At 61.0% G+C, this 19987-nt stretch carries 18 protein-coding genes; 7 read left to right on the forward strand and 11 right to left on the reverse strand.

What is annotated here, in order from left to right:
• Positions 1-67: 67 nt before the first annotated feature.
• The 7 genes from ACQZ60_RS03095 to ACQZ60_RS03125 all read right to left on the reverse strand — a co-directional run bounded on the left by ACQZ60_RS03095 (position 68) and on the right by ACQZ60_RS03125 (position 7687).
• A complete protein-coding gene (locus ACQZ60_RS03095) occupies positions 68-1441 on the reverse strand; it encodes a glutamate--cysteine ligase (RefSeq protein WP_448734735.1) in 1374 nt (457 codons plus the stop codon).
• Between the two features lie 118 nt (positions 1442-1559).
• Positions 1560-2297, reverse strand: a complete 738-nt coding sequence (locus tag ACQZ60_RS03100) for a 16S rRNA (uracil(1498)-N(3))-methyltransferase (RefSeq protein WP_448734736.1) — start codon at positions 2295-2297, stop codon at positions 1560-1562.
• 17 nt (positions 2298-2314) lie between these two features.
• The gene (locus ACQZ60_RS03105; protein ID WP_262534840.1) at positions 2315-3820 is read right to left on the reverse strand and encodes an inorganic phosphate transporter; all 1506 of its coding nucleotides are present in this window, start codon (positions 3818-3820) and stop codon (positions 2315-2317) included.
• 162 nt (positions 3821-3982) lie between these two features.
• On the reverse strand, positions 3983-4423 hold the full coding sequence (locus ACQZ60_RS03110) for an NUDIX hydrolase (RefSeq protein ID WP_059760707.1): 441 nt from the start codon (positions 4421-4423) through the stop codon (positions 3983-3985).
• A gap of 273 nt (positions 4424-4696) precedes the next feature.
• On the reverse strand, positions 4697-5467 hold the full coding sequence (locus tag ACQZ60_RS03115) for an HAD family hydrolase (RefSeq protein ID WP_262534841.1): 771 nt from the start codon (positions 5465-5467) through the stop codon (positions 4697-4699).
• On the reverse strand, positions 5464-6810 hold the full coding sequence (locus ACQZ60_RS03120; protein WP_162144093.1) for a glycosyltransferase family 4 protein: 1347 nt from the start codon (positions 6808-6810) through the stop codon (positions 5464-5466). The genes ACQZ60_RS03115 and ACQZ60_RS03120 overlap by 4 nt, the downstream gene beginning before the upstream one ends.
• A 103-nt stretch (positions 6811-6913) precedes the next feature.
• Positions 6914-7687, reverse strand: coding sequence for a FadR/GntR family transcriptional regulator (locus ACQZ60_RS03125; protein WP_448734737.1), 774 nt, complete (start codon positions 7685-7687; stop codon positions 6914-6916).
• A gap of 397 nt (positions 7688-8084) precedes the next feature.
• Here ACQZ60_RS03125 and ACQZ60_RS03130 point away from each other — a divergent pair, with 397 nt between their 5' ends.
• Positions 8085-9359 carry a DUF3422 family protein gene (locus ACQZ60_RS03130; protein ID WP_020812658.1) on the forward strand — a complete coding sequence of 425 codons (1275 nt, stop codon included), beginning with the start codon at positions 8085-8087 and terminating at the stop codon, positions 9357-9359.
• 142 nt (positions 9360-9501) lie between these two features.
• Here the strand turns inward: ACQZ60_RS03130 and ACQZ60_RS03135 are convergent, their stop codons facing one another.
• Positions 9502-10401 carry a LysR family transcriptional regulator gene (locus ACQZ60_RS03135; protein ID WP_020812657.1) on the reverse strand — a complete coding sequence of 300 codons (900 nt, stop codon included), beginning with the start codon at positions 10399-10401 and terminating at the stop codon, positions 9502-9504.
• Positions 10402-10511: 110 nt separating this feature from the next.
• On the opposite strand from ACQZ60_RS03135, the gene ACQZ60_RS03140 reads away from it, so the two are divergent.
• The 3 genes from ACQZ60_RS03140 to glcF all read left to right on the forward strand — a co-directional run bounded on the left by ACQZ60_RS03140 (position 10512) and on the right by glcF (position 14697).
• A complete protein-coding gene (locus ACQZ60_RS03140; RefSeq protein WP_031234401.1) occupies positions 10512-11945 on the forward strand; it encodes an FAD-binding oxidoreductase in 1434 nt (477 codons plus the stop codon).
• 232 nt (positions 11946-12177) lie between these two features.
• Positions 12178-13392: an FAD-binding protein gene (locus ACQZ60_RS03145; protein WP_448734738.1), complete on the forward strand. Its 1215-nt coding sequence runs from the start codon at positions 12178-12180 to the stop codon at positions 13390-13392.
• Positions 13393-13395: 3 nt separating this feature from the next.
• On the forward strand, positions 13396-14697 hold the full coding sequence (gene glcF, locus ACQZ60_RS03150) for a glycolate oxidase subunit GlcF (protein ID WP_020812654.1): 1302 nt from the start codon (positions 13396-13398) through the stop codon (positions 14695-14697).
• A 210-nt stretch (positions 14698-14907) separates the two neighbouring features.
• On the opposite strand, the gene ACQZ60_RS03155 is transcribed toward glcF, so the two are convergent.
• Both ACQZ60_RS03155 and ACQZ60_RS03160 read right to left on the reverse strand, forming a co-directional pair.
• Complete coding sequence (locus ACQZ60_RS03155; protein WP_031234400.1) at positions 14908-15567, reverse strand: outer membrane beta-barrel protein; 660 nt, start codon at positions 15565-15567, stop codon at positions 14908-14910.
• 263 nt (positions 15568-15830) lie between these two features.
• Positions 15831-16607: a L,D-transpeptidase gene (locus ACQZ60_RS03160; RefSeq protein WP_448734739.1), complete on the reverse strand. Its 777-nt coding sequence runs from the start codon at positions 16605-16607 to the stop codon at positions 15831-15833.
• 236 nt (positions 16608-16843) lie between these two features.
• On the opposite strand from ACQZ60_RS03160, the gene ACQZ60_RS03165 reads away from it, so the two are divergent.
• Positions 16844-17473, forward strand: a complete 630-nt coding sequence (locus ACQZ60_RS03165) for a DNA-3-methyladenine glycosylase I (protein WP_174035670.1) — start codon at positions 16844-16846, stop codon at positions 17471-17473.
• Positions 17470-17913 carry a hypothetical protein gene (locus ACQZ60_RS03170; RefSeq protein ID WP_065654380.1) on the forward strand — a complete coding sequence of 148 codons (444 nt, stop codon included), beginning with the start codon at positions 17470-17472 and terminating at the stop codon, positions 17911-17913. Before ACQZ60_RS03165 ends, ACQZ60_RS03170 begins: the two co-directional genes overlap by 4 nt.
• A gap of 15 nt (positions 17914-17928) precedes the next feature.
• Here ACQZ60_RS03170 and ACQZ60_RS03175 read toward each other — a convergent pair whose 3' ends face one another.
• A complete protein-coding gene (locus ACQZ60_RS03175; protein ID WP_448734740.1) occupies positions 17929-18972 on the reverse strand; it encodes a YeiH family protein in 1044 nt (347 codons plus the stop codon).
• 81 nt (positions 18973-19053) lie between these two features.
• Between ACQZ60_RS03175 and ACQZ60_RS03180 the strand changes: the two genes are divergently transcribed.
• Positions 19054-19971 carry a LysR family transcriptional regulator gene (locus tag ACQZ60_RS03180; protein ID WP_080855993.1) on the forward strand — a complete coding sequence of 306 codons (918 nt, stop codon included), beginning with the start codon at positions 19054-19056 and terminating at the stop codon, positions 19969-19971.
• Positions 19972-19987: the final 16 nt, after the last annotated feature.

Genomic DNA, 19987 nt, shown 5'->3' on the forward strand with positions numbered 1-19987 from the left:
GCCCTGCCTTTGCCCGGTGTCAGGCCCCTCGGCCGCGCCGGGCTTTTTTAATGGCGGGGCAATTTTCTCAATACTGATATTCTTCGAATACCGGCAGCACGGAGCCGCCCCAGCGACCGTTGTAAAGCGCAAGCAGGTCTTCGGCGAGCGTGGTCTTCTTGGCAAGAACTTCATCCAGCGACGACAGGAACACGGTCTCGTCCTGGCCTTCGCCGTTCAGGCGCTTGCGGTTTTTGAGGCCGGTGTGGGAAATGTCGAGCACCTCGCGGGCGAGACCGAGAAGCGGCTTGCCGGCGATCTCGGCGGAGAGACCCTTGGCCGGAACGGCGTCGCGAAGGGCGATGACCTCATCGAAGCTCCAGCCGGCGGTCAGCGCATCGGCAGCGGTCAGCGCCTCGTCATCGTAGAGAAGGCCGACCCAGAAAGCGGGAAGGGCGCAGATGCGTCTCCACGGGCCGCCATCCGCACCGCGCATTTCCAGAAAGCGCTTCAGGCGCACATCCGGGAACAGGGTGGAAAGATGGTTCGTCCAGTCGCCCATGGTCGGCTGCCAGTCGGCGATTTCGCCCTTCAGCGCCCCGTTCATGAACTGACGGAAGGTGACATGGGTGCAATCGTGATATTTGCCGTCGCGCACGATGAAATACATCGGCACGTCAAGCGCCCATTCCACATAGTCCTTGAAGCCGAAGTCATCGCTGAAGGTGAAGGGCAGCACGCCCGAGCGGCGGTTGTCGGTGTCGCGCCAGATATCGCCGCGCCAGGAAAGAAGACCGTTCGGCTTGCCTTCGGTGAAGGGCGAGGAGGCGAAGAGCGCTGTCGCCAGCGACTGCAGCTTCATGGAAACGCGCATCTTCCGGCGCATGTCCGCTTCGGAGGAGAAATCGAGATTAACCTGAATGGTGCAGGTGCGGTACATCATGTCGAGACCCTTGGTCCCGACCTTCGGCATATAGCGCGTCATGATCGCGTAACGCGATTTCGGCATGCGCGGCGTTTCGTCGTAGCTCCACAGCGGGCTGCCGCCGATGCCGAGGAAACGGATGCCCATCGGCTCGGCCACTTCGCGCAGCGTCGCCAGATGCTGGTTGGATTCCTTGCAGGTCTGGTGCAGGTTTTCGAGAGGCGCGCCCGACAGCTCGAACTGGCCGCCCGGCTCGATGGAGATGGCGCCCATGCCGTGCTGCTCGCCAAGGCCGATGATGTTTCCGCCGTCCATGATCGGCTCCCAGCCGAGCTTTTCCTGCATGCCCTTCAAAAGTGCTGAAATGCTGGCTTCGCCGAAATAGGGAACGGGACTGTTATCCTCGCGGAAAAACGCGAATTTTTCATGTTCGGTGCCGATGCGGAAGTCGGCTTCAGCTTTGCAACCGCCCGCCAGATAATCTGTAAGCTCCGTGACGGAGGAGAGGGGGGTCTGGTCGGTCGTGTCGCGTGCCATGGCTTACCTTGTTATGACGTCTCTGTTGCGGCGAGGCATATGATTGGCAGATAGGGCCGGATCGTATCCGGAGGCAAATGAATTTCTTTTAAAGATGCATGAAGCGCAATGGGGCCATTCAATTCCAGTCGCCGATCGCCGCCTGAATGACCGCGAGCGCGGCGACGGCGGCCGTATCGGCCCTCAGGATACGCGGCCCGAGCGGAATGGGGGTAACGAAGGCAAGGCCGCGCAGAAGCTCCCTTTCTTCCTCGGAAAATCCGCCTTCCGGGCCGACCAGCAGGGCAAGTTTGCGCTCCGTGACGGCTTGCAGGATCGGCAGCGGATTTTGCCCCGCATCACCTTCGTCGCAATAGATGATGCGCCGGTCGTGGGGCCAGCTCTCGAGCATGTCCTTCAGTTTCACCGGCTCAGTCACCTCGGGCAGGGACAGTATGCCGCACTGCTCGGCGGCTTCGATGGCGTTGGCGCGCAGTTTTTCGGTATTGTGGATCTTGCCCTGAACATGCTGCGTCATCACCGGCTGCAACAGGCCGGCGCCCATCTCCACCGCCTTCTGCACCAGATAATCCATGCGCCCGACTTTCAGCGGCGCGAAAAGATAATGCAGGTCCGGGGCGTTCGGCTGGGGCCGTGTCTGCTCGAGGGGGACGAGTACGATCTTCTTGCGGCTCGGAAAGGCAAGTTTCGCTTTCCATTCCCCGTCGCGACCGTTGAACAGCAGGATTTCCGCACCGTCGGTCATGCGCAGCACGTTGGCGAGATAATTGAACTGTTCGCCCGTCGCCTCCTGCGCGACGCCCTCGGCAAGGCTGGCTTCGATATACAGGCGTTGCATCCGGAAATTGGCGCGCATGGGATTCTGTTTCGGGTTCAGAGAAAGAGGGAGGACATGAGCCAGTAGAGCAGCGCCGCAAGCGCTGCACTGGAGGGAACGGTGACCAGCCAGGCGGCGATGATCGTCATGAAGTGGGAGCGGCGGACGAGATAACGGCGGCGTATCTCGGAAGGATTGTCGGCATATCTTTCGGACCGGCGGGGCCTGCCGTCACCTGCCTGAACGAGCTCCTGCCGCCGCCGCGACGATTGCGTGTACCATTCGCGGAAGAAACCGACGCCGAACACCGCGCCGATTGCCGTGTGGGTGGTGCTGACCGGCAGGCCGAAGCGTGAGGCAACGAGCACGGTGAGCGCCGTGGCCACGGAAACGCAGAAGGCGCGCATCGGATTGAGCTTGGTGATCTGCTCACCGACGAGGCGGATAAGGCGCGGGCCATAAAGAAGAATACCGCAGGAAAGCCCGAAGGCGCCGACCAGCATCACCCACATCGGTGCGCGGGCGGACGTGCTCACCGCCTCGTCATGCAGGGCCCGCACGATGGCAACGACTGGCCCGATGGCGTTCGAAACGTCATTCGCCCCATGGGCGAAGGACATCAGGCCGGCGGCGAGAACCAGCGGCCACTGGAACAGGATTCGAAGCGACTGGTTGCGGTTTTCCAGTCCTTCCGATTGTTTGCGGATGATCGGCACGCAGAGCCGCCAGACCACGAGCCCGGTCACCAGCCCTGTGAGGCTGGCATGGCCAAGCGACACATGCATGAGCTGCCGCAATCCGACCCAGATGAGATAGGCCGTGAAGACGCCCGCCATCAAACCGATAAGAACCGGAACCCACAGCCGAGCGGAGGTGAGCTTGTCCTCGCGGTAGATGATGAATTCCTTGATGAAAGCAAGGATGGCGACGGCGATGATGGCGCTGATGAAGGGCGCCAGAACCCATGCGAAGGCAATGCTGCCGAGCGAAAGCCAGTCGACCGCCTTCGCCCCATAGGCGGCCATTCCCGCGCCCGCAACCCCGCCCACCACCGTATGGGTGGTGGAAATCGGCGCCTTGGTCCATGTTGAGATATTGACGAGAAGGCCGGCGGCGAGAAGCGCCGACAGCATTGCCCATGAAAAGGCGGTCCTGTCGGGAATTGTTTCGATGTTAATGATGCCGCTGGAAATGGTCTCGACGACGTTGCCGCCGGTGATCAGCGCGCCGGCAATCTCGCAGATGGCGGCGATGATGAGGGCGGCGGCAAGCGGCATGGCCTTCGCCCCAACCGCTGGGCCGACATTGTTCGTAACGTCGTTCGCGCCGATATTGATAGCCATATAGGCGCCGATGGCGACGGCGGCGATGATGATGACCGAACCCGCGGTGCCGGTGACGAAGACGCCGGCGAAGATGGCCGCCAGGACAACGAACATGAACCCCGCGCCAAGGCCGGCAAGCTGCTGCGTGACATGCAGCGTCGCCTCTTCGACACGGGTAATCTTGTCGAGATCCTTGTCGAGCGTCGGTTTCATATTCGATGGCGGCTTGATTGCCATTCAGACCTCGTTTGCCAGCATTCCCTTTCGTCCGGCAGTGTCGCAGGTTGAAGGCAATTTTACAGAAAGACTGTTACATCTCGCACATCTTTCCAAAAGGAAAGACGATAAAAGCCATGTTGGAAAAACAAACTGCACATTGCCACGTTCGAGGCGGGCGCGCTATTTCGAATGCGTCATCCGCTTGTCGAAAGCGAGCATCAGCGCTTTCAATTCCGGCTCGTTGACGCGTTTTCCCGCCTCCTGGGGGCTGACCCATTCCAGACGTCTGGATTGCTTTTCGGGAAAGCTTTCCTGCATCTCCGAAACTTCGAGCAGATGCACCTGAACCCTGCACGGCACGTTGACGCCGCTGTTCAGCTTTTTCTCATATTCGTAATAACCGAAGGGCGCCTTTTCCACCGTGCCTCTGACACCGGCTTCCTCATAGGCTTCCTGCTCGGCCACCGCATGGGCTTTCTTGTTGGCCATGGGCCAGCCCTTGGGAATGACCCAGCGTCCCGTATCCCGGCTGGTCAGCAGCAACACTTCCGGCTCCGGATTCTTCTTGGACAATCGATAGCACAGCGCCGCATATTGCTGTCGCGGCGGTCTGCGCAACATCAAGCCAACATCTGTCGCCAATCGATTCAAAATCTTCAATCCGAATAGGTCCTTCTTTGCCCGCTAATGATAATTGCTAATATAGATATCCCGTAAATTCCGCCAATCCCTCATGACCCATAACCCACTACTGTCTTCATGCGGATGAAGCCTGTAAGCCCGGAAAATGCGGAAGATGTGCGAACATGGCTTCGACCGGGCGGCTTCCCGGCCAAACAGCCGATTGCGGCAATACCGTCTCTGTCTGCTTTCAAGTCCTGAAACGCAAAACCGCTATGAATAATCGCCGGTATTGCGCTTGTCGGGATTTAATCCCCAATGCCGGAGGCCTTCGATAACGCCGTCGGCTTCCGTCGCACGCGCCTGGAAAAAGCGATTGTCGAGACCCGCCAGTGAGACAAGCTCCGGCAATGCATTGCCCACGATCACGCCGCGAATATCATTCAATTCGAACATCGCCCGATCGTTGCCAGTATCGCCCGCGACCGCTGATTCGTCGAGGCCGATGCGCAATTGTCCACATAACCATGCAAGCGCGGCACCCTTGTCAGCGGCCTTCGGCAATATGTCGAGATCGCGGTCGCTGGAATAGACGATGCGGGCATCGATATCGGCGGCCAGAAGCGCTGTTTCGATCTCGCCAAGTGCCGCATCATCAGCGCCATGCAGGAACCAGCTGGATTTCAGGCCGTGCTGATAGCGCTCCTCCTGCATCGTCACGCCCGGCACGCCGGCCATCACGTCGACGATCCGTTGCGGATCGAAACCGGTGCCGAGAGAAGCTTTATAGGCGCTTTCAAGTTCGCTGCGCTCTTTCGCGTGCAGCATGGTGCCGACCCCGCCGATGATGTAGTCGGGCTGCGGCAGCGGCACCTCTTCGAGAAGCGCAAGCTGGTCGTCGATCAGCCTGCCGCTGTTGAAAACAAGAAGGGGACGTTGACCCTCCGGCAACGAATGCCAGAAATCGCGGAACCGGCGCGTGGCGTCGTTATCGCCGACGACGGTTCCGTCGAGATCGGTGGAAAAAAGACGAAGCGGTCTCAATCGCCGTCGTTCCATGGTTCGGCCCAATCGGCTTCTTCCAGAACCGGCATCATGGTCCTGCCTTCCACAAGGGCGAGAAGCTGCTGGGCAATGCCGGTCCATGTGAACAGGCTGCGCGCCTTGTGCGCCCCCATGCGGGAAAGCCGCCCGTAAAGCCGCTCATGCTTGAACGGCTTCATCATGGTGATGCCGAGGTCTTCCTTGTCGAAAGGATCGGCAAACAGCGCATGGCGGCCATAGCTGATGGCCCGGAACAACCCGCCATGGGTGGTGACGACGGTGGGCGTACCGCTCGCCATCGCCTCGATCGCGGTCATACCGAAGGGTTCATAGCGGCTTGAGAGCACGAAGAGATCGGCGGCGCGATAGATGTCCGGCAGGTCCTCATCCGTGACGTAACCGGAAAAGGCCACCTTGTCTTCGAGACCGAGCGCTTTCACCCGCTCCTTCAGCTGGTTGAGGATCGTGGTTTCCTGCTCGTCCATATTCTCGCCGCCGACCGCCAGATGCAGTCGGGCTTCCGGTTCGCGCTCGGCAAGAACGGAGAAACCGTCGATCAGCAGGTCATAACCCTTGTTGGTGGCAAGGCGTCCGAGCGCCAGCACCGTCTTGCCCTCGAAACCGAAACGCTGCCGGATCATCTGCCGCGTCGCATCGGAAACAGGGAAGAAACGGTTGTCGTCATAACCCGGCGGGATCATGTGGATGTGCTTGCGCTTCAGACCGTAATCCTCGATCAGAACGTCCAGCTGTACCGGTGTCGTGGCGATCACCATATCGCAGCTGCGATAGATGATAAGCTCGTGCTGGATACGTTCCCTGAAGTTGAATTCCAGTTCGAACGTATCGGCCTTTTCCGGATAGTCGGTCTCCATCTGGCGCTTTTTCCAGATGCCGAGCGAATGCGGCGTGTGCAGATGCGGGATTTTCAGCGCTTCGGAAAGCCGCTGCCCGGCGACGCCCGCATCCCAATAATGGCTGTTGATGAAAGAATAATTCAGGTCGTTTTTCTTGATGAAACGCAGTGCATTTTCGCACCATTCCATCAGGTGCCGGTGCAGATATTCCTTGGGAATGAAATCCCGCCCGCCGCAGGGAATGCGCACCACGCGGACGCGCTCATCGACCTCATCGAATTCCGGCTGGTCTTCGAAACGGCGGGTATAAAGATCGACAGTATAACCGAGCTGGCCGAGTTTGCGTGCAAGCTCAAGCACATAAACCACCTGTCCACCGGTGTCCGCAGCACCCAGCGGCGGGTGCGCGGCGACATAGCCATGCGTCGATATGAGAGCTATCCGCGGATAGCGTTCAGTTTCGCTCGTGGTCGTCATGGGTCCCATCTTGGTAAATTTTTCCAATTAACCCGATAAAAAGACCAAAGAGCACAAAAGGTTCCATCAAAACCTGAAAAAACAGGGTGCCGCATTTCGCCGGATGGCGTTTTCAGCTGCTGCGCTGCTGCTGCCTCAGACGCGAAATCCGGTCCCATTCCCGCGCCTGGTGGGCCTTGGATGTCGTCTCCACGATGAAGTCGATATGGGCCTCCGCCGCCGCCCTTGCCGCGGCCGGATCGCCGGCGGCAATCGCATCGTGGATGGCGATATGTTGCCTCAGCACCTCGTCATGGGCGCCCGCGATAGTGAAGATGAGATGGCGATTGTAGAAGATGTCGTCGCTCAGAAGCCGATAGCAGGACCGCAACGTGTGCATCAGCACGATATTATGCGCCGCCTCGCCAATGGCGTTGTGAAACTCCACATCGCCCGCAAGCTCCTCTTCGAAACGGCCCGCCTCATGCGCTTCCCGCATTCTGTCCACGATGGCGGCGAGGTTGCGCCTGTCGGGTTCCGTCGCCCGCTGTGCAGCAAGTTCGGCGGTCATGCCTTCGATATAGCGGCGATATTCGAGGAAATCCCGCGTCGCCCGGCTGTGGCGGGTAATCAGCGCGCTCAAGGGATCGGAAAAGACCGGGCCGACAATATCGGCGACATAGGTGCCGCCGCCATGCCGGCTGGTAAGGAGGCCACGGTTTTCAAGCTCCTTCAGCGCTTCCCGCAGGATAGGCCGGGAGACATCGAGGCGTTGCGCCAGTTCGCGCTCGCCGGGCAGCCTGTCGCCATCCCGCAATATGCCGTCGAGGATCAGTTCCTCGAAACGTAAGATCACCTCCTGCGATGTGCGGCTGTGCTCGATGCGCGCAAAAAGCGTTTCGTCCATCGCAGAAGTCTCCGGCGAAATCCCGCCCCGTATTTCGATGGGGGGCAAATTATCAGCGAAGCATCGCACTGGTCAAATATTCTATCCAGTTCCGCGCCTCATCCGTGCCATGCCTGCGGCAACACGGCATCTGCCTTTTCGAATTGGCTTTTGTTAAAGCAGCAGCAGGACAGGGTGACGATGGCGGATTTTTCCGCCAGGTGGATCAAAACAATGACAGCGGCTTCGATTGCGGTGTTTTCATCGTGATCGATGTTTTAGAGTTTTTTCGCTTTTCTTCGAATCGCGAAAACACTCTAACTCTTTATTTTAGCGCATTTCCGGACGGAAAACCGGGGTCCACTTTTCCTGGAAATGCTCTGATGAAACCGGCGCAACAGGCGGGGACGATATCGCAATGGCCAAGGGTAGATTTGCTTTCGCAAGCGCGCCGGAAAGATCGCTGGCGCTCGGGGAGGTTCATGCGCGGCCGACGGTGCTTCTCGCACCCTCGCGCATCATCGTCCAGCTCGCCTTCATGATGGATGGCGGTTCGGCCGTGCATCACTCGGTCATCGCGGAAATGTCGCGCAGCCGCGGTGTTGCGCCGCCGGAGCGCGATGCCCGTCACCATGCCATGCCCTGGGGGCAGGGGACCTTGCGCTGGGAGCGGCATACCGAATTTTCGACCTGGTTCTGGGATGGCCCCGCGCCGGAAAAATTCGGCGGAGAGATTGCCGGCGATCCCTTCGGCGACGGCTTTTCGCCACCCGGCTCGCTGATCTCGGGCGTGCGGCTGGAAATCCGCCCGGAAAATGGCGTGGCGTCTCAGGCGGAGACGATCTTCGAGCCGACCAGCCTCTGTCACAGCGACGTGCGCGACGGTCAGGCGGCGATCCTCACCGATTTCCGGCAGGATCGCGACGGGCTGACGCAGATATTGGTGATCGACCGGGGCTTGAGCGATTACAGCCGCGGCGCACTGGTGCAGCGGCTGTTGGATATCGAGACCTATCGCACCCTTGCCATGCTCGGCCTGCCGATGGCGCAGACGCTTTCGCCGGAAATCCGTCGCATCGAAGATGGCCTGACCGGCATCACCCAGCGCATGAAAAACGGCGCGCGCGACGAGGCCGATGCGCTGCTGGCGGAAATGACCCGGCTTGCGGCCGAACTGGAAGCCAATGCCGCGCTCAGCCTCTATCGTTTCGGCGCCAGCCGCGCTTATGACGGCATCGTGCGCGAACGCATCCGGGCGCTTGCGGAAACCCCGGTGCAGGGCCACGAGACCATGGGCAGCTTTCTGGAACGGCGCATGGCGCCGGCCATGCGGACCTGTCAGTCGGTGGAGGAGCGGCAGGCCAACCTGTCGCGCAAGCTCTATCGCGCCACGGCGCTCGTCCGAAGCTGGATCGACGTGGAACTGGAACGGCAGAATACGGTGCTGCTCAACACCATGAACAAGCGCGCCGCCATGCAGCTTCGCCTGCAGCAGACGGTCGAAGGCCTCTCGGTCGCCGCCATTTCCTATTATGTCGTCGGCCTCATTGGTTATCTCACCAAGGCGATCAGCCATGATGTGCTGCCGCTCGACCCTGCCGTCGTCACCGGCATCTCCGTTCCCTTCGCGGTTCTCGGCGTCTGGTGGGTGGTGCGCCGCATCCGCCGCTCCCATGCCGAGGGCGGGCACTGAGGGGTAAGTTTCCCTCATTCCTGTGCTTGTCACAGGAATCCAGCCGACGCGCGTCTGCGCGGCGAAAGGACTCTTCTCAGCCCAAGGACTTGGGCTGGCTGGATCCCTGTGACGAGCACAGGGATGAGGGAGTGGACCCGTTTCAGCCCTGCTCCCAATAGGGTGAAGGCCCATAGAGCCCGGCCAGATAATCGATGAACAGCCGAACCTTCGCAGGCAGGAACTGCCGGCTCGGATAAACCGCCGAGAGCGTCACGTTTCGCGATCCCTCATAACCCGGCAGAACCTGCACCAGCTTGCCGCTGCGCAATTCATGGCCGATATCCCAGGTGGAGCGCAGCGCAATGCCGAGCCCCGATATCACTGCCTCGCGGATCACCTCGCTGGAATTGGTGATGAGCATCCCTTCCGGGCGAATGCTCATCGCGCCGCCCGGTCCTTCCAGCCGCCAGACATCGTTATTATGGGCCGGCAGGCAGCGGTGCTTTTTCAAATCCTCGATTGTCGCCGGCATACCATGGGCCGCAACGTATTCCGCAGAAGCGCAGAGTACGCGGCGCACTGGCGCCAGCCTGCGGGCCACAAGGCTGGAGGAATTGAGATCGGCGATACGGATGGCCAGATCGTAACCACCCTCGATGATGTCGATGAATTCGTCGCTCAGCACCAGATTGACCGAAAGATCAGGATGCCGCTCCATGAAACCTTTCAGATGCGGCGCGATATGCATGCGCCCGAAGGAGGTCGGCGCGGAAACCTTCAGCGTGCCGTTGACCGTATTGGCGCGGCCGGACACGAAATCCTCGGCCTCCTCCAGCCCTTCCAGCACGGCAAGCACCCGCTCGTAAAAGCCCTGTCCCGCCTCGGTCAGCGAGATTTGCCGTGTGGTGCGCTGGAAAAGCCGCGCGCCGAGTTTTTCTTCCAGCCGCTTGATGCGCTTGGAAATGACGGCGGGCGAATAACCAAGCTCCCTTGCGGCCAGCGACATGCTGCCGGAGGCGGCAACGCTTGCGAAGACTTCCAGATCGCCCAGATTCGTCATAGTTGCCCTCGATTGTTTCCGGAATGGAAAAAATCCATAACATTTGATTGCGTCGTTTCAAAGTGGTAAAGAAAGAATACCAGTTGGTGAGATGGCATGGAGGAGGGGCGGTGACGCAGCCGATCAAGTTTCTGGAGCCGCGCGCGAAAGTCGTCGCAGGCCGCGACCGCATCATAGCGGACCTCAAGGATATTTTGCCGGCGGACTGTCTTGTGCACGAACCGCGCGAACTTGTGCCTTTCGAAACCGATGCCTTCGTTTCCTATCGCCGCCTGCCGCTGGCCGTGGCGTTGCCGAAAACGACGGAAGAAGTGGCGGCGGTGATGAAATATTGCCACCGTTACGGCATTCCCGTCGTGCCACGCGGGGCCGGCACCTCGCTCTCCGGCGGCGCGATCCCGCAGGAGGATGCGGTGGTGATCGGCCTTTCGAAGATGGCCTCGATCCTCGAACTGGATTTTTATAACCGTACGGCGCGGGTGCAGGCGGGCGTCACCAATCTTTCCATTTCCGATGCGGCCGGCGCGGAAGGTTTCTTTTATGCACCGGATCCCAGCTCGCAGCTTGCCTGTACCATCGGCGGCAATATCGGCATGAATTCCGGCGGCGCGCATTGCCTGAAATATGGCGTCACCACCAATAATCTGCTCGGTGTGAAAATGGTGCTTGTCGATGGCACAGTGCTGGAATTGGGCGGCAAGCACCTCGATGCTGCCGGCTACGATCTGCTCGCCCTCGTCTGCGGCTCGGAAGGCCAGCTCGGTATCGTGACGGAAGCGACGGTGCGGCTGATCGCCAGGCCGGAAGGCGCGCGACCGGTGCTGTTCGGCTTCGAGACGTCGGAGGAGGCCGGCTCCTGCGTGGCCGATATTATCGGCGCGGGCATCATCCCGGTCGCCATCGAATTCATGGACAAGCCGGCCATCGAAATTTGCGAGGCCTTCGCCAAAGCGGGCTATCCGCTGGATGTCGGCGCGCTGCTGATCGTCGAGGTCGAAGGCTCCGAGGCGGAAATGGACGCCATGCTGGCCGACATCGTGGCGATTGCCCGAAAACATGGCGTGAAGACGGTGAAGGAATGCCAGTCGGCCATGGAGGCGGCGGCGATCTGGAAAGGCCGCAAATCCGCCTTCGGCGCAACCGGCCGCATCGCGGATTATATCTGCATGGATGGCACCGTGCCACTCTCCCAGCTTTCCTATGTGCTGAAAAAGACGAGCGAAATCACCGACCGCCTCGGCCTGCGCGTCGCCAATGTCTTCCATGCCGGCGATGGCAACATGCACCCGCTTATCCTGTTCAACGCCAACGATCCGGAGGATGCGGCCCGCGCGGAAGAGGCAGGCAATGAAATATTGAAGCTCTGCGTCGATGCCGGCGGATGTTTGACCGGCGAACATGGTGTGGGCATCGAAAAACGTGATTTGATGCGCCACCAGTATGGCGAGGCCGATCTTGCCCAGCAGATGGCGGTGCGCGCGGCTTTCGATGAGGGCTGGCTGATGAACCCTTCCAAGGTGTTTCCGCTGGAGGGGAGGGGATGATGGGTGTGAGTTTTGTGATCTCTGTGGGTGTGGCTTACCCCCCTCTGCCCTGCCGGGCATCTCCCCCTCAAGGGGAGAGATCGACTCGCGGCGACCTCCCGCTCAATTCTCGAACGGTGCGATTGAAACGATGCGCCAGCCTCTTGCCGATCTCCGGGGAGAGGCCCGGCAGGGCAGAGGGGGATATCCCTCGCGCAAACGTCGCTGTCCGATGCCCGGAGCTCGCCGCCCCATGCTGACCCCCTACGCAGAAACCCAGGTCGCCGACATCATCCGCGACCACGCCGCGCGTAAAAGCCCGCTGAAAATCATCGGCGGCAACACCCGCTCCGGTTTCGGCAATGCTGTCGCAGCAGATGAAGCACTCTCTTCCCGCGCGATGAACGGCATCGTCTCCTATCTGCCCGCCGAAATGGTCATGACCGTCAAGGCCGGAACCCCGCTCGCCACCGTCGAAGCCGCCCTTGCAGAAAACCGCCAGATGATGGCCTTCGAGCCTATGGATCACCGCCCGATCATGGGCACCGAAGGTGAGCCGACCATTGGCGGTGTCTTCGCCGCCAATGTTTCCGGCCCGCGCCGTTATGTGGCCGGTGCGGCCCGTGACAGCCTGCTCGGCATCCGTTTCGTCAATGGCAGCGGTGAGGTCATCAAGGCCGGCGGCCGGGTGATGAAGAATGTCACCGGGCTCGATCTGTCGAAGTTCCTGGCCGGGTCTTTCGGCACGCTCGGTTTCCTCACAGAAGTCACCTTCCGCGTGCTGCCGAAACCGCCTGCGGAAAAAACCGTGGTCGTTTCCGGTCTCGACGATGAAGCGGCGACGCGCATCATGGCGGCGGCAATGGCGATGAGCGTCGAGGTTTCGGGCGCGGCGCATCTGCCGGAAAGCGTTCGTTCCCGTTTCATCGATGGCGGATTGCCGGACGGACCGGCGACCATCCTGCGGCTGGAAGGGCTCTCCGCCTCGGTGGAGGCGCGCACGGCCAAACTCCTTTCCGTCATGGACCGGGTCGGGCCGTGGGCGCTGCTGGAGGGTAAGGAGAGCGGACTTTTGTGGCGTCAGGTGCGCGATGTCGCGCCCTATGCCGGACAGGCGGCGAAGCCCTTGTGGAAAGTATCGGTCGCGCCTTCGGTGGGTCATCAGCTTGTCGCGGCGCTGCGCATGGAAGCGGGCATCGACGCCTTTTACGACTGGCAGGGCGGCCTCGTCTGGATGCAGATGGAGGCGGACCCCGAGGCGAATTTGCTGCGCGGCGCGATCCGGGCGCTCGGCGGCGGCCATGCAACTTTGGTGAGGGCAAGCGATGCGGTGCGCGCCACGGTCGCTGCCTTCGAACCGCGCCAGGCGGCGGAGGCGCTGCTTTCTGCGCGTATCGGGGAGAAGCTCGATCCGGCGGGCATCTTCAATCCCGGCAAGATGGCCGTAACGATGGAAGGGGCCGTCTGAACCATGCAAACATCCTTCACGCCCGAACAACTGGCCGATCCGCATGTGGCGGAATCCGAAAAAATCCTGCGCAAATGTGTGCATTGCGGCTTTTGCACCGCCACCTGTCCCACCTATGTCACGCTCGGCAACGAGCTGGACAGCCCGCGCGGCCGCATCTACCTCATCAAGGACATGCTGGAAAACAGCCGCCCGGCAGACCGCGAGGTCGTCACCCATATCGACCGCTGTCTTTCCTGCCTTGCCTGCACCACCACCTGTCCCTCCGGCGTGGATTACATGCATCTGGTCGATCATGCCCGCGCCCATATCGAACAGACATACAAGCGTCCCTTCATGGATAGGCTGATCCGCAATCTTCTGGTTGCCGTCCTGCCCCATCCCGCCCGTTTCCGGCTGGCCCTGCATCTGGCCCGGCTGGCGCGGCCTTTCTCCGGTCTGCTTGCCAGGGTTCCGGCGCTGAAGCCGCTGCAATCCATGCTCGCTCTCGCCCCCGCCGCCGTGCCTGCGGCCTCCGCATCAACCCGTCCGGGAGAGCGGCCGGCCGAGGGCGAGAAGCGTGGACGCGTTGCGATCCTCACCGGCTGCGCCCAGCCGGTGCTCGATCCCGGCATCAACGAGGCGACGTTGCGCCTGCTTGCGCGGCTCGGCATTGAGGTCGTGGTGCCGAAGGGGGAGGGCTGCTGCGGTTCTCTGGTGCATCATATGGGGCGCGAGGAAGAGGCGCTCGCCTCGGCAAGGCGCAATGTCGATGTCTGGACGCGCGAGATGGAGAGTGGTGGTCTCGACGCCATCATCATCACCGCTTCCGGCTGCGGCACCACCATCAAGGATTACGGTCACATGCTGCGGCTCGATCCAGCTTACGCCGAAAAAGCCGCGCGGGTCTCGGCTTTGACGAAAGACATCACCGAATATCTCGCCACCCTCGATCTGCCGCAAGGGCAAAGCCAGGGTCTCACGGTCGCCTATCATTCTGCCTGCTCCATGCAGCATGGCCAGAAGATCACGCTTGCGCCGAAACAACTCCTGAAGGCGGCGGGTTTTACCGTGCGCGATCCGGCGGAAGGGCATCTCTGCTGCGGTTCGGCCGGTACCTACAACATCCTGCAGCCGGAGATTTCCGCCAGGCTCAAGGCGCGCAAGGTGAAGAATATCGAGGCCACCCGGGCGGATGTCATCGCCACCGGCAATATAGGCTGCATCACGCAGATCGGAACCGGCACGGATATGCCTATCCTGCACACGGTGGAGCTACTGGACTGGGCCTATGGCGGGCCGAAACCGGCGAGGCTTTCGGTTTAGATCGTGGTGCGCTCATAGGGCAGTGATCCAGCGCGCCATAACATGTGGCGCAAAGATTGGGTCGTAAGGGCTTTCTTTGTCCCCTCCTCATCCCTGTGCTTGTCACAGGGATCCAGCCAGCCCAAGTCCTTGGGCTGAAGAGACTCTACCCGCCGCGCAGACGCGCGTCGGCTGGATTCCTGTGACAAGCACAGGAATGAGGGAAGAGAGCTAGAACTTATACGCCACGCCGAAATTCACCGCATTGGTAATGATATCGGTCTTCAACGAGCCGCCATTGTCGATATCGACGTCGACGAAGGAATAGGTGCCCTTATATTCCACGAAAGTCGACCAGTTGTCGGTGATGCGGTAGCTGAGGCCGGCCTGCGCCTGCAGGGTTGCGCCGCCGAACTGGTATTCGAAGGTCTTGCCTGACGGGCGATATACTTCCACATGCGGCACGTTGATGCCGACGCCGGCGCCCACGTAAGGCGTGATCGGCAGCGATTCCAGCGGAAAACGGTAGAGCGCGTTGAGCGTCAGAAGGTTCAGGCCGTCGGTGAATTCGAAATGCGACCAGCCGGAGCGGGCAAGCGTCTGGTCGTCGGCATAGACCTTGTCATGGGTAAAATCGAGTGAGATGCCGAAATTCCGCAGCTGGCCCTCATCGAACCAGTAGGTGCCGCGCACGCCCCAATAGGGCGGATTGGAAAACGACTTGCCTTCCCATCCGGCCCGGAAATCCGGCCCGTCGGAAACCTTCACATCGCTATGCGGCGCGCTTTGCCAGCCGCCATAACCGGAAATTTCAAATTCGCCCGCGATTGCGGTAGAGAAGGAAACGCCGCTGAACAGCAGGGCGCAAACAAATAAACTATGGCGCGGCATGAAGTGAATCCAGATTGATATCAGTAATTCACCAAACCGTTTTTTGATAACATTTGAATGACAGAAACGAAAAACGGGCGGCCGATTGACCACCCGTTTTAAGACCGTTCCATCATCCCCCTGAGAGAGGTCCGGCTCCTGGCGTCCCCCGCCAAGTTTCATTCCAATGAAGTGAGCCGGATTGTACCGCCGCAAGGCGGCAATTCAAGCGGATACGCCGCCACACCGGCCCTGAAGCGGCCGGAAAGGCTGAACCGTTGCCGTCATATCACAATGACCTTCGTTCCGACGTTGACGCGCTCGTAAAGATCCGTGACATCCTCGTTGCGCATGCGGATGCAGCCGGAGGAATTGTTGCTGCCGATCGTCCAAGGCTGGTTGGTGCCGTGGATGCGATAAAGCGTGGAGCCGAGATACATGGCGCGCGCGCCCATCGGGTTGGCCGGGCCGCCTTCCATGAAGGCCGGCAGATAGTGTCCCTTCGTCGCCTCGCGGCTGATCATTTCCTTCGGCGGGGTCCAGCTCGGCCATTCCGCCTTGCGGGTTACCTTGTGGGTGCCGGCCCATTCGAAACCGGGCTTTCCGACGCCGACGCCGTACCGCCGGGCCTTGCCATCGGCGAGCACGAGATAGAGGAAACGGTTCGGCGTATCGATGACGATGGTGCCGGTTTTTTCATTGGTCGGGTAGGTGACGATCTGCGGCAGGAATTGCGGCGCGATCTGGGTGCGCACCGGCGCATTGGGTCGGACGGCGGCATTCTGCACCCGTGCCGGGCGCTGCGATGTGACGCCGGAGCTGGGGCGCTGCGGCATGGCGGCCTGGCGCTGCTGGAAGAACGGCTGGCGTGCGGCAGGCGCGCGCGGATAAACCACGGGGCGCACATTGCCGCGACCGCCGAGCTGGGTGACCCAGGGGGCGGAAAGATCCGGGCTGACGACGACGGGCGGGCGCTCGCGATAACGCTCATTGGCCATGGCGGCCGGGGCGGCAAAGGTGGAAACGAGGCTCAGCGCCAGAAAAACGGACTTCATCGTCATCGGGTGGACTCTCTCTGCGGGATGTCGCAACTATGGATTTGCGGGACTGTTTGCCCGCTTTGCCGGACACGTTCGCACCTCGACGCCAGCGAATCGTAAATGGCTGTTCATTAAAAAGCGCTTGATTATGGAAAGCTGGATTTAAGGTTAGCACCCGGTTTTGAAACGTGGTGAATGAGTGGTAAGTGCGCGGTCTGAACCGGTCACGGGCGGGAGCGGAAAAGGGTGGTTGCGGAATGAATGAAGCGGGACTTGAAACGGGCGCGGATGGCCTTGTGCGGTGTTTCTGGCAGCAGGGGCTTGCGGATTACAGCCGTTACCACGACGAGGAATGGGGTTATCCCGTTACCGATGATCGCCGCCTTTTCGAGAAGATCTGTCTGGAAGGTTTCCAGTCCGGCCTCTCCTGGCTGACGGTTCTGCGCAAGCGCGAGGCGTTCCGTCTCGCTTTCGCCAATTTCGAATTCGAAAAAGTGGCGGAATTCGGTGAGGCCGATATCGAGCGTTGCCTCGCCGACAAGGGCATCATCCGCCATCGCGGCAAGATCGTCTCGACCATCAACAATGCCCGCCGCGCCATGGAGTTGCGCGATGAATTCGGTTCGCTCGCCCGTTATTTCTGGGGTTTCGAACCGGCCGCCGCAGAAAGGCCGCAAAGGCTGGACTATGCGACGTTAAGGGCTAACCCCACCAGCGCCGCCTCCATCCGCCTTTCGAAGGACCTGAAGAAGCGGGGCTGGAGTTTCGTCGGCCCGACGACCGTCTATGCATTCATGCAGGCCATGGGTATGGTCAACGACCATATCGAAGGCTGTCATTGCCGCCAGCCGATAGAGGCCATGCGGCGGGAGTTTGTACGTCCATGAAGGTAACCTCCCTTCTTCTGGCTCTCACCATGGCCGTGGCCGCCGTGCCGCATGCCTCCTTCGCGGAAGGCCGCAATGTCGACGGTATCTGGCTCGATGACGGCGAAAGGCTGAAGCAGGTGGCGCTGCCGCCAGCCGGGCCGCTGAAGCTTGACGGCTGGACGCGGCGCGGGCGCGGCGATGTCTATCGCCTGAAGGTGAAGGCCGGGCAAACGGTGAAGATCGAGCTTGCCGCCTCCAGCGAATTCGTGCTGATGGCGGTCTTCGATTTTTCGACGCCGGATGAGGACGCGATCTTCTTCAGCGATTCCGAAGGCAAGGTCGCAACGCTGACGCCGAAGGTGGATACGGAGTGGCTGATCCGCCCGACGCTCATCCTGGGATCGCCACGCCGCGGTCTCGGCGCGCATTACACGCTGACGGTCAGCACCGGGAAATAACAGCCCGCCTTTTGCTTAGGCCGCCTGGGTCAGCACAATCAGGCCCAAACTCAAGACACCAAGCAACACAAGCGACAGGCTGGCGGCGACGATGACCTTGCCGCCGGCATGGCGAAGGCTGCGAATATCGACCGAAAGGCCCAGCGCCGCCATCGACATGATGGTGAGGATGTTGGAGAGCGAGGCGACAGGGCCGATCAGAGCCTCGGGAATGAGGCCGAAGGACCGGGCCATGATCATCAGCACGAAGGCGATGATGAACCATGGAACCATCTGCTGTAATCTCAGGCGTTCCGCGCCGGACTGGCCATGGATGACGGAGAGGGCGGCGATCACAGGTCCCAGCATCAGCACGCGGATGAGCTTGACGATGGTGCCGGTCTGAACGGCGATTGCGCCGAGCGGGGCTGTGGCAGCCAGAACCTGCGGCACGGCATAGACCGTCAGCCCGGCGAAAATGCCATATTGGGTGGCGTCGAGACCCAGAAGCTGTGGCAGAAACGGCATCAGCAGCACGGCGACGACACCGAGAACGGCGGTGAAGGCAATCGAGGCGGCGACATCTTCCGGCTTGGCGCCGATGGCGGGCGCGGCGGCGGCAATGGCGGAGTTGCCGCAGATGGAATTGCCGCAGGCAATCAGCGTTGCAAGCTTGGGCGGCAGACCGAGCATCCGCCCGGCGGCATAGCTGACGATCAGCGATAGCGCGACGATCAGCGCAATGCCGCCGATCAGCAAACCGCCGGCACCTCTGAGGATGGAAAGGCTCAAGGATGCGCCGAGAAGCGCCACCGCGATTTCGAGCAGGGTCTTGGCGCTGAATTTGATGCCGGCCGAAGCGACGGCGGGCAGCGATACCACCGAACGCAGCAGCGTACCGATCAGAATGGCGAGCACCAGATCGCCGAGCCATGCATGGCCTGCAAGCCGCACCTGAAAGCGCTCCGCCAGAATGGCGGCGCAGCTGACCGCCGCGCAGAGGAGAATGCCCGGCAGAAGCGGGGTGAGCCAGCGAAGCGAAAACTGAAAGGGATGAGCGAGGGTGCGATGTTGTGCCATGGCCAGACAATGCCGTAGCGGCCTGTTTTATTCTATCAAATAATATGGCATATATTATTCGATAAAATCGAATGAAAAGCCATGACCTTCGAACAACTCCGCATCTTCATCGCCGTTGCCGAACGCGAGCACCTTACAAGGGCCGCCGAAGCCATCGGTTTGACCGCCTCCGCCGTCAGCTCCGCCATCAAGAATCTCGAGGCCTTTTATAATGTCGAGCTGTTCCATCGCGTCGGCCGCAACATCGAACTGACGGAAAGCGGCCGGGCGTTTCTGGGCGAAGCGAAGGCGACGCTGGCGCGTGTGCGCAATGCGGAATTGATTCTCTCTGAAATGGGTGGGCTGACGCGCGGCGAAATCACCGTCTGCGCCAGCCAGACGATTGCAAGCTACTGGCTGCCGCCGATCCTGATGCAGTTCAAGAAGCTTTATCCGGGCGTGACCGTGCGGCTCGATATCGGCAATACCAAGACGGTTACACAGGCCGTGCTCGACGGTCTGGCAGAGGTCGGTTTCATCGAAGGCAGGATCGATGAGCCGGCCTTGATGGTGCAGCCGGTCGTCTCCGACAAGCTGCTGGTGGTCACCGGTTCGGCCCATCCCTTCGCGGATGGCCGTTATCTCACCGCGCTCGATATGCTCTACGGCACCTCATGGGTTCTGCGCGAACAGGGCTCTGGCACCCGCTCCGCCTTCGAGGCGGCGGTGCGGCAGATGGGGGTGGACCCCGCTGAACTGTCCGTCATGCTGGAACTGCCGTCCAATGAGGCGGTGGTAATGGCGGCACGCTCCGGCGGCGCGGCCACGGCAGTTTCTGCCTCCGTCGCCTCGCTATTTCTGCGGCAGGGGCTGCTGGTCCGAGCCGGCATCGATTTGCCTGCCCGCAACTTTGCTTTGCTGCGCCACAAGGAACGCCATACCAGCCGGGCGGCCATGGAGCTGGAGCGCCTCAGCCGTGCGGCCTCGGAGGACTACAAGGCCGGTCTTGCGGGGTTGTAACCTTGGGGGGAGGGAG

The organism is Agrobacterium sp. 22-223-1 (assembly GCF_053522385.1).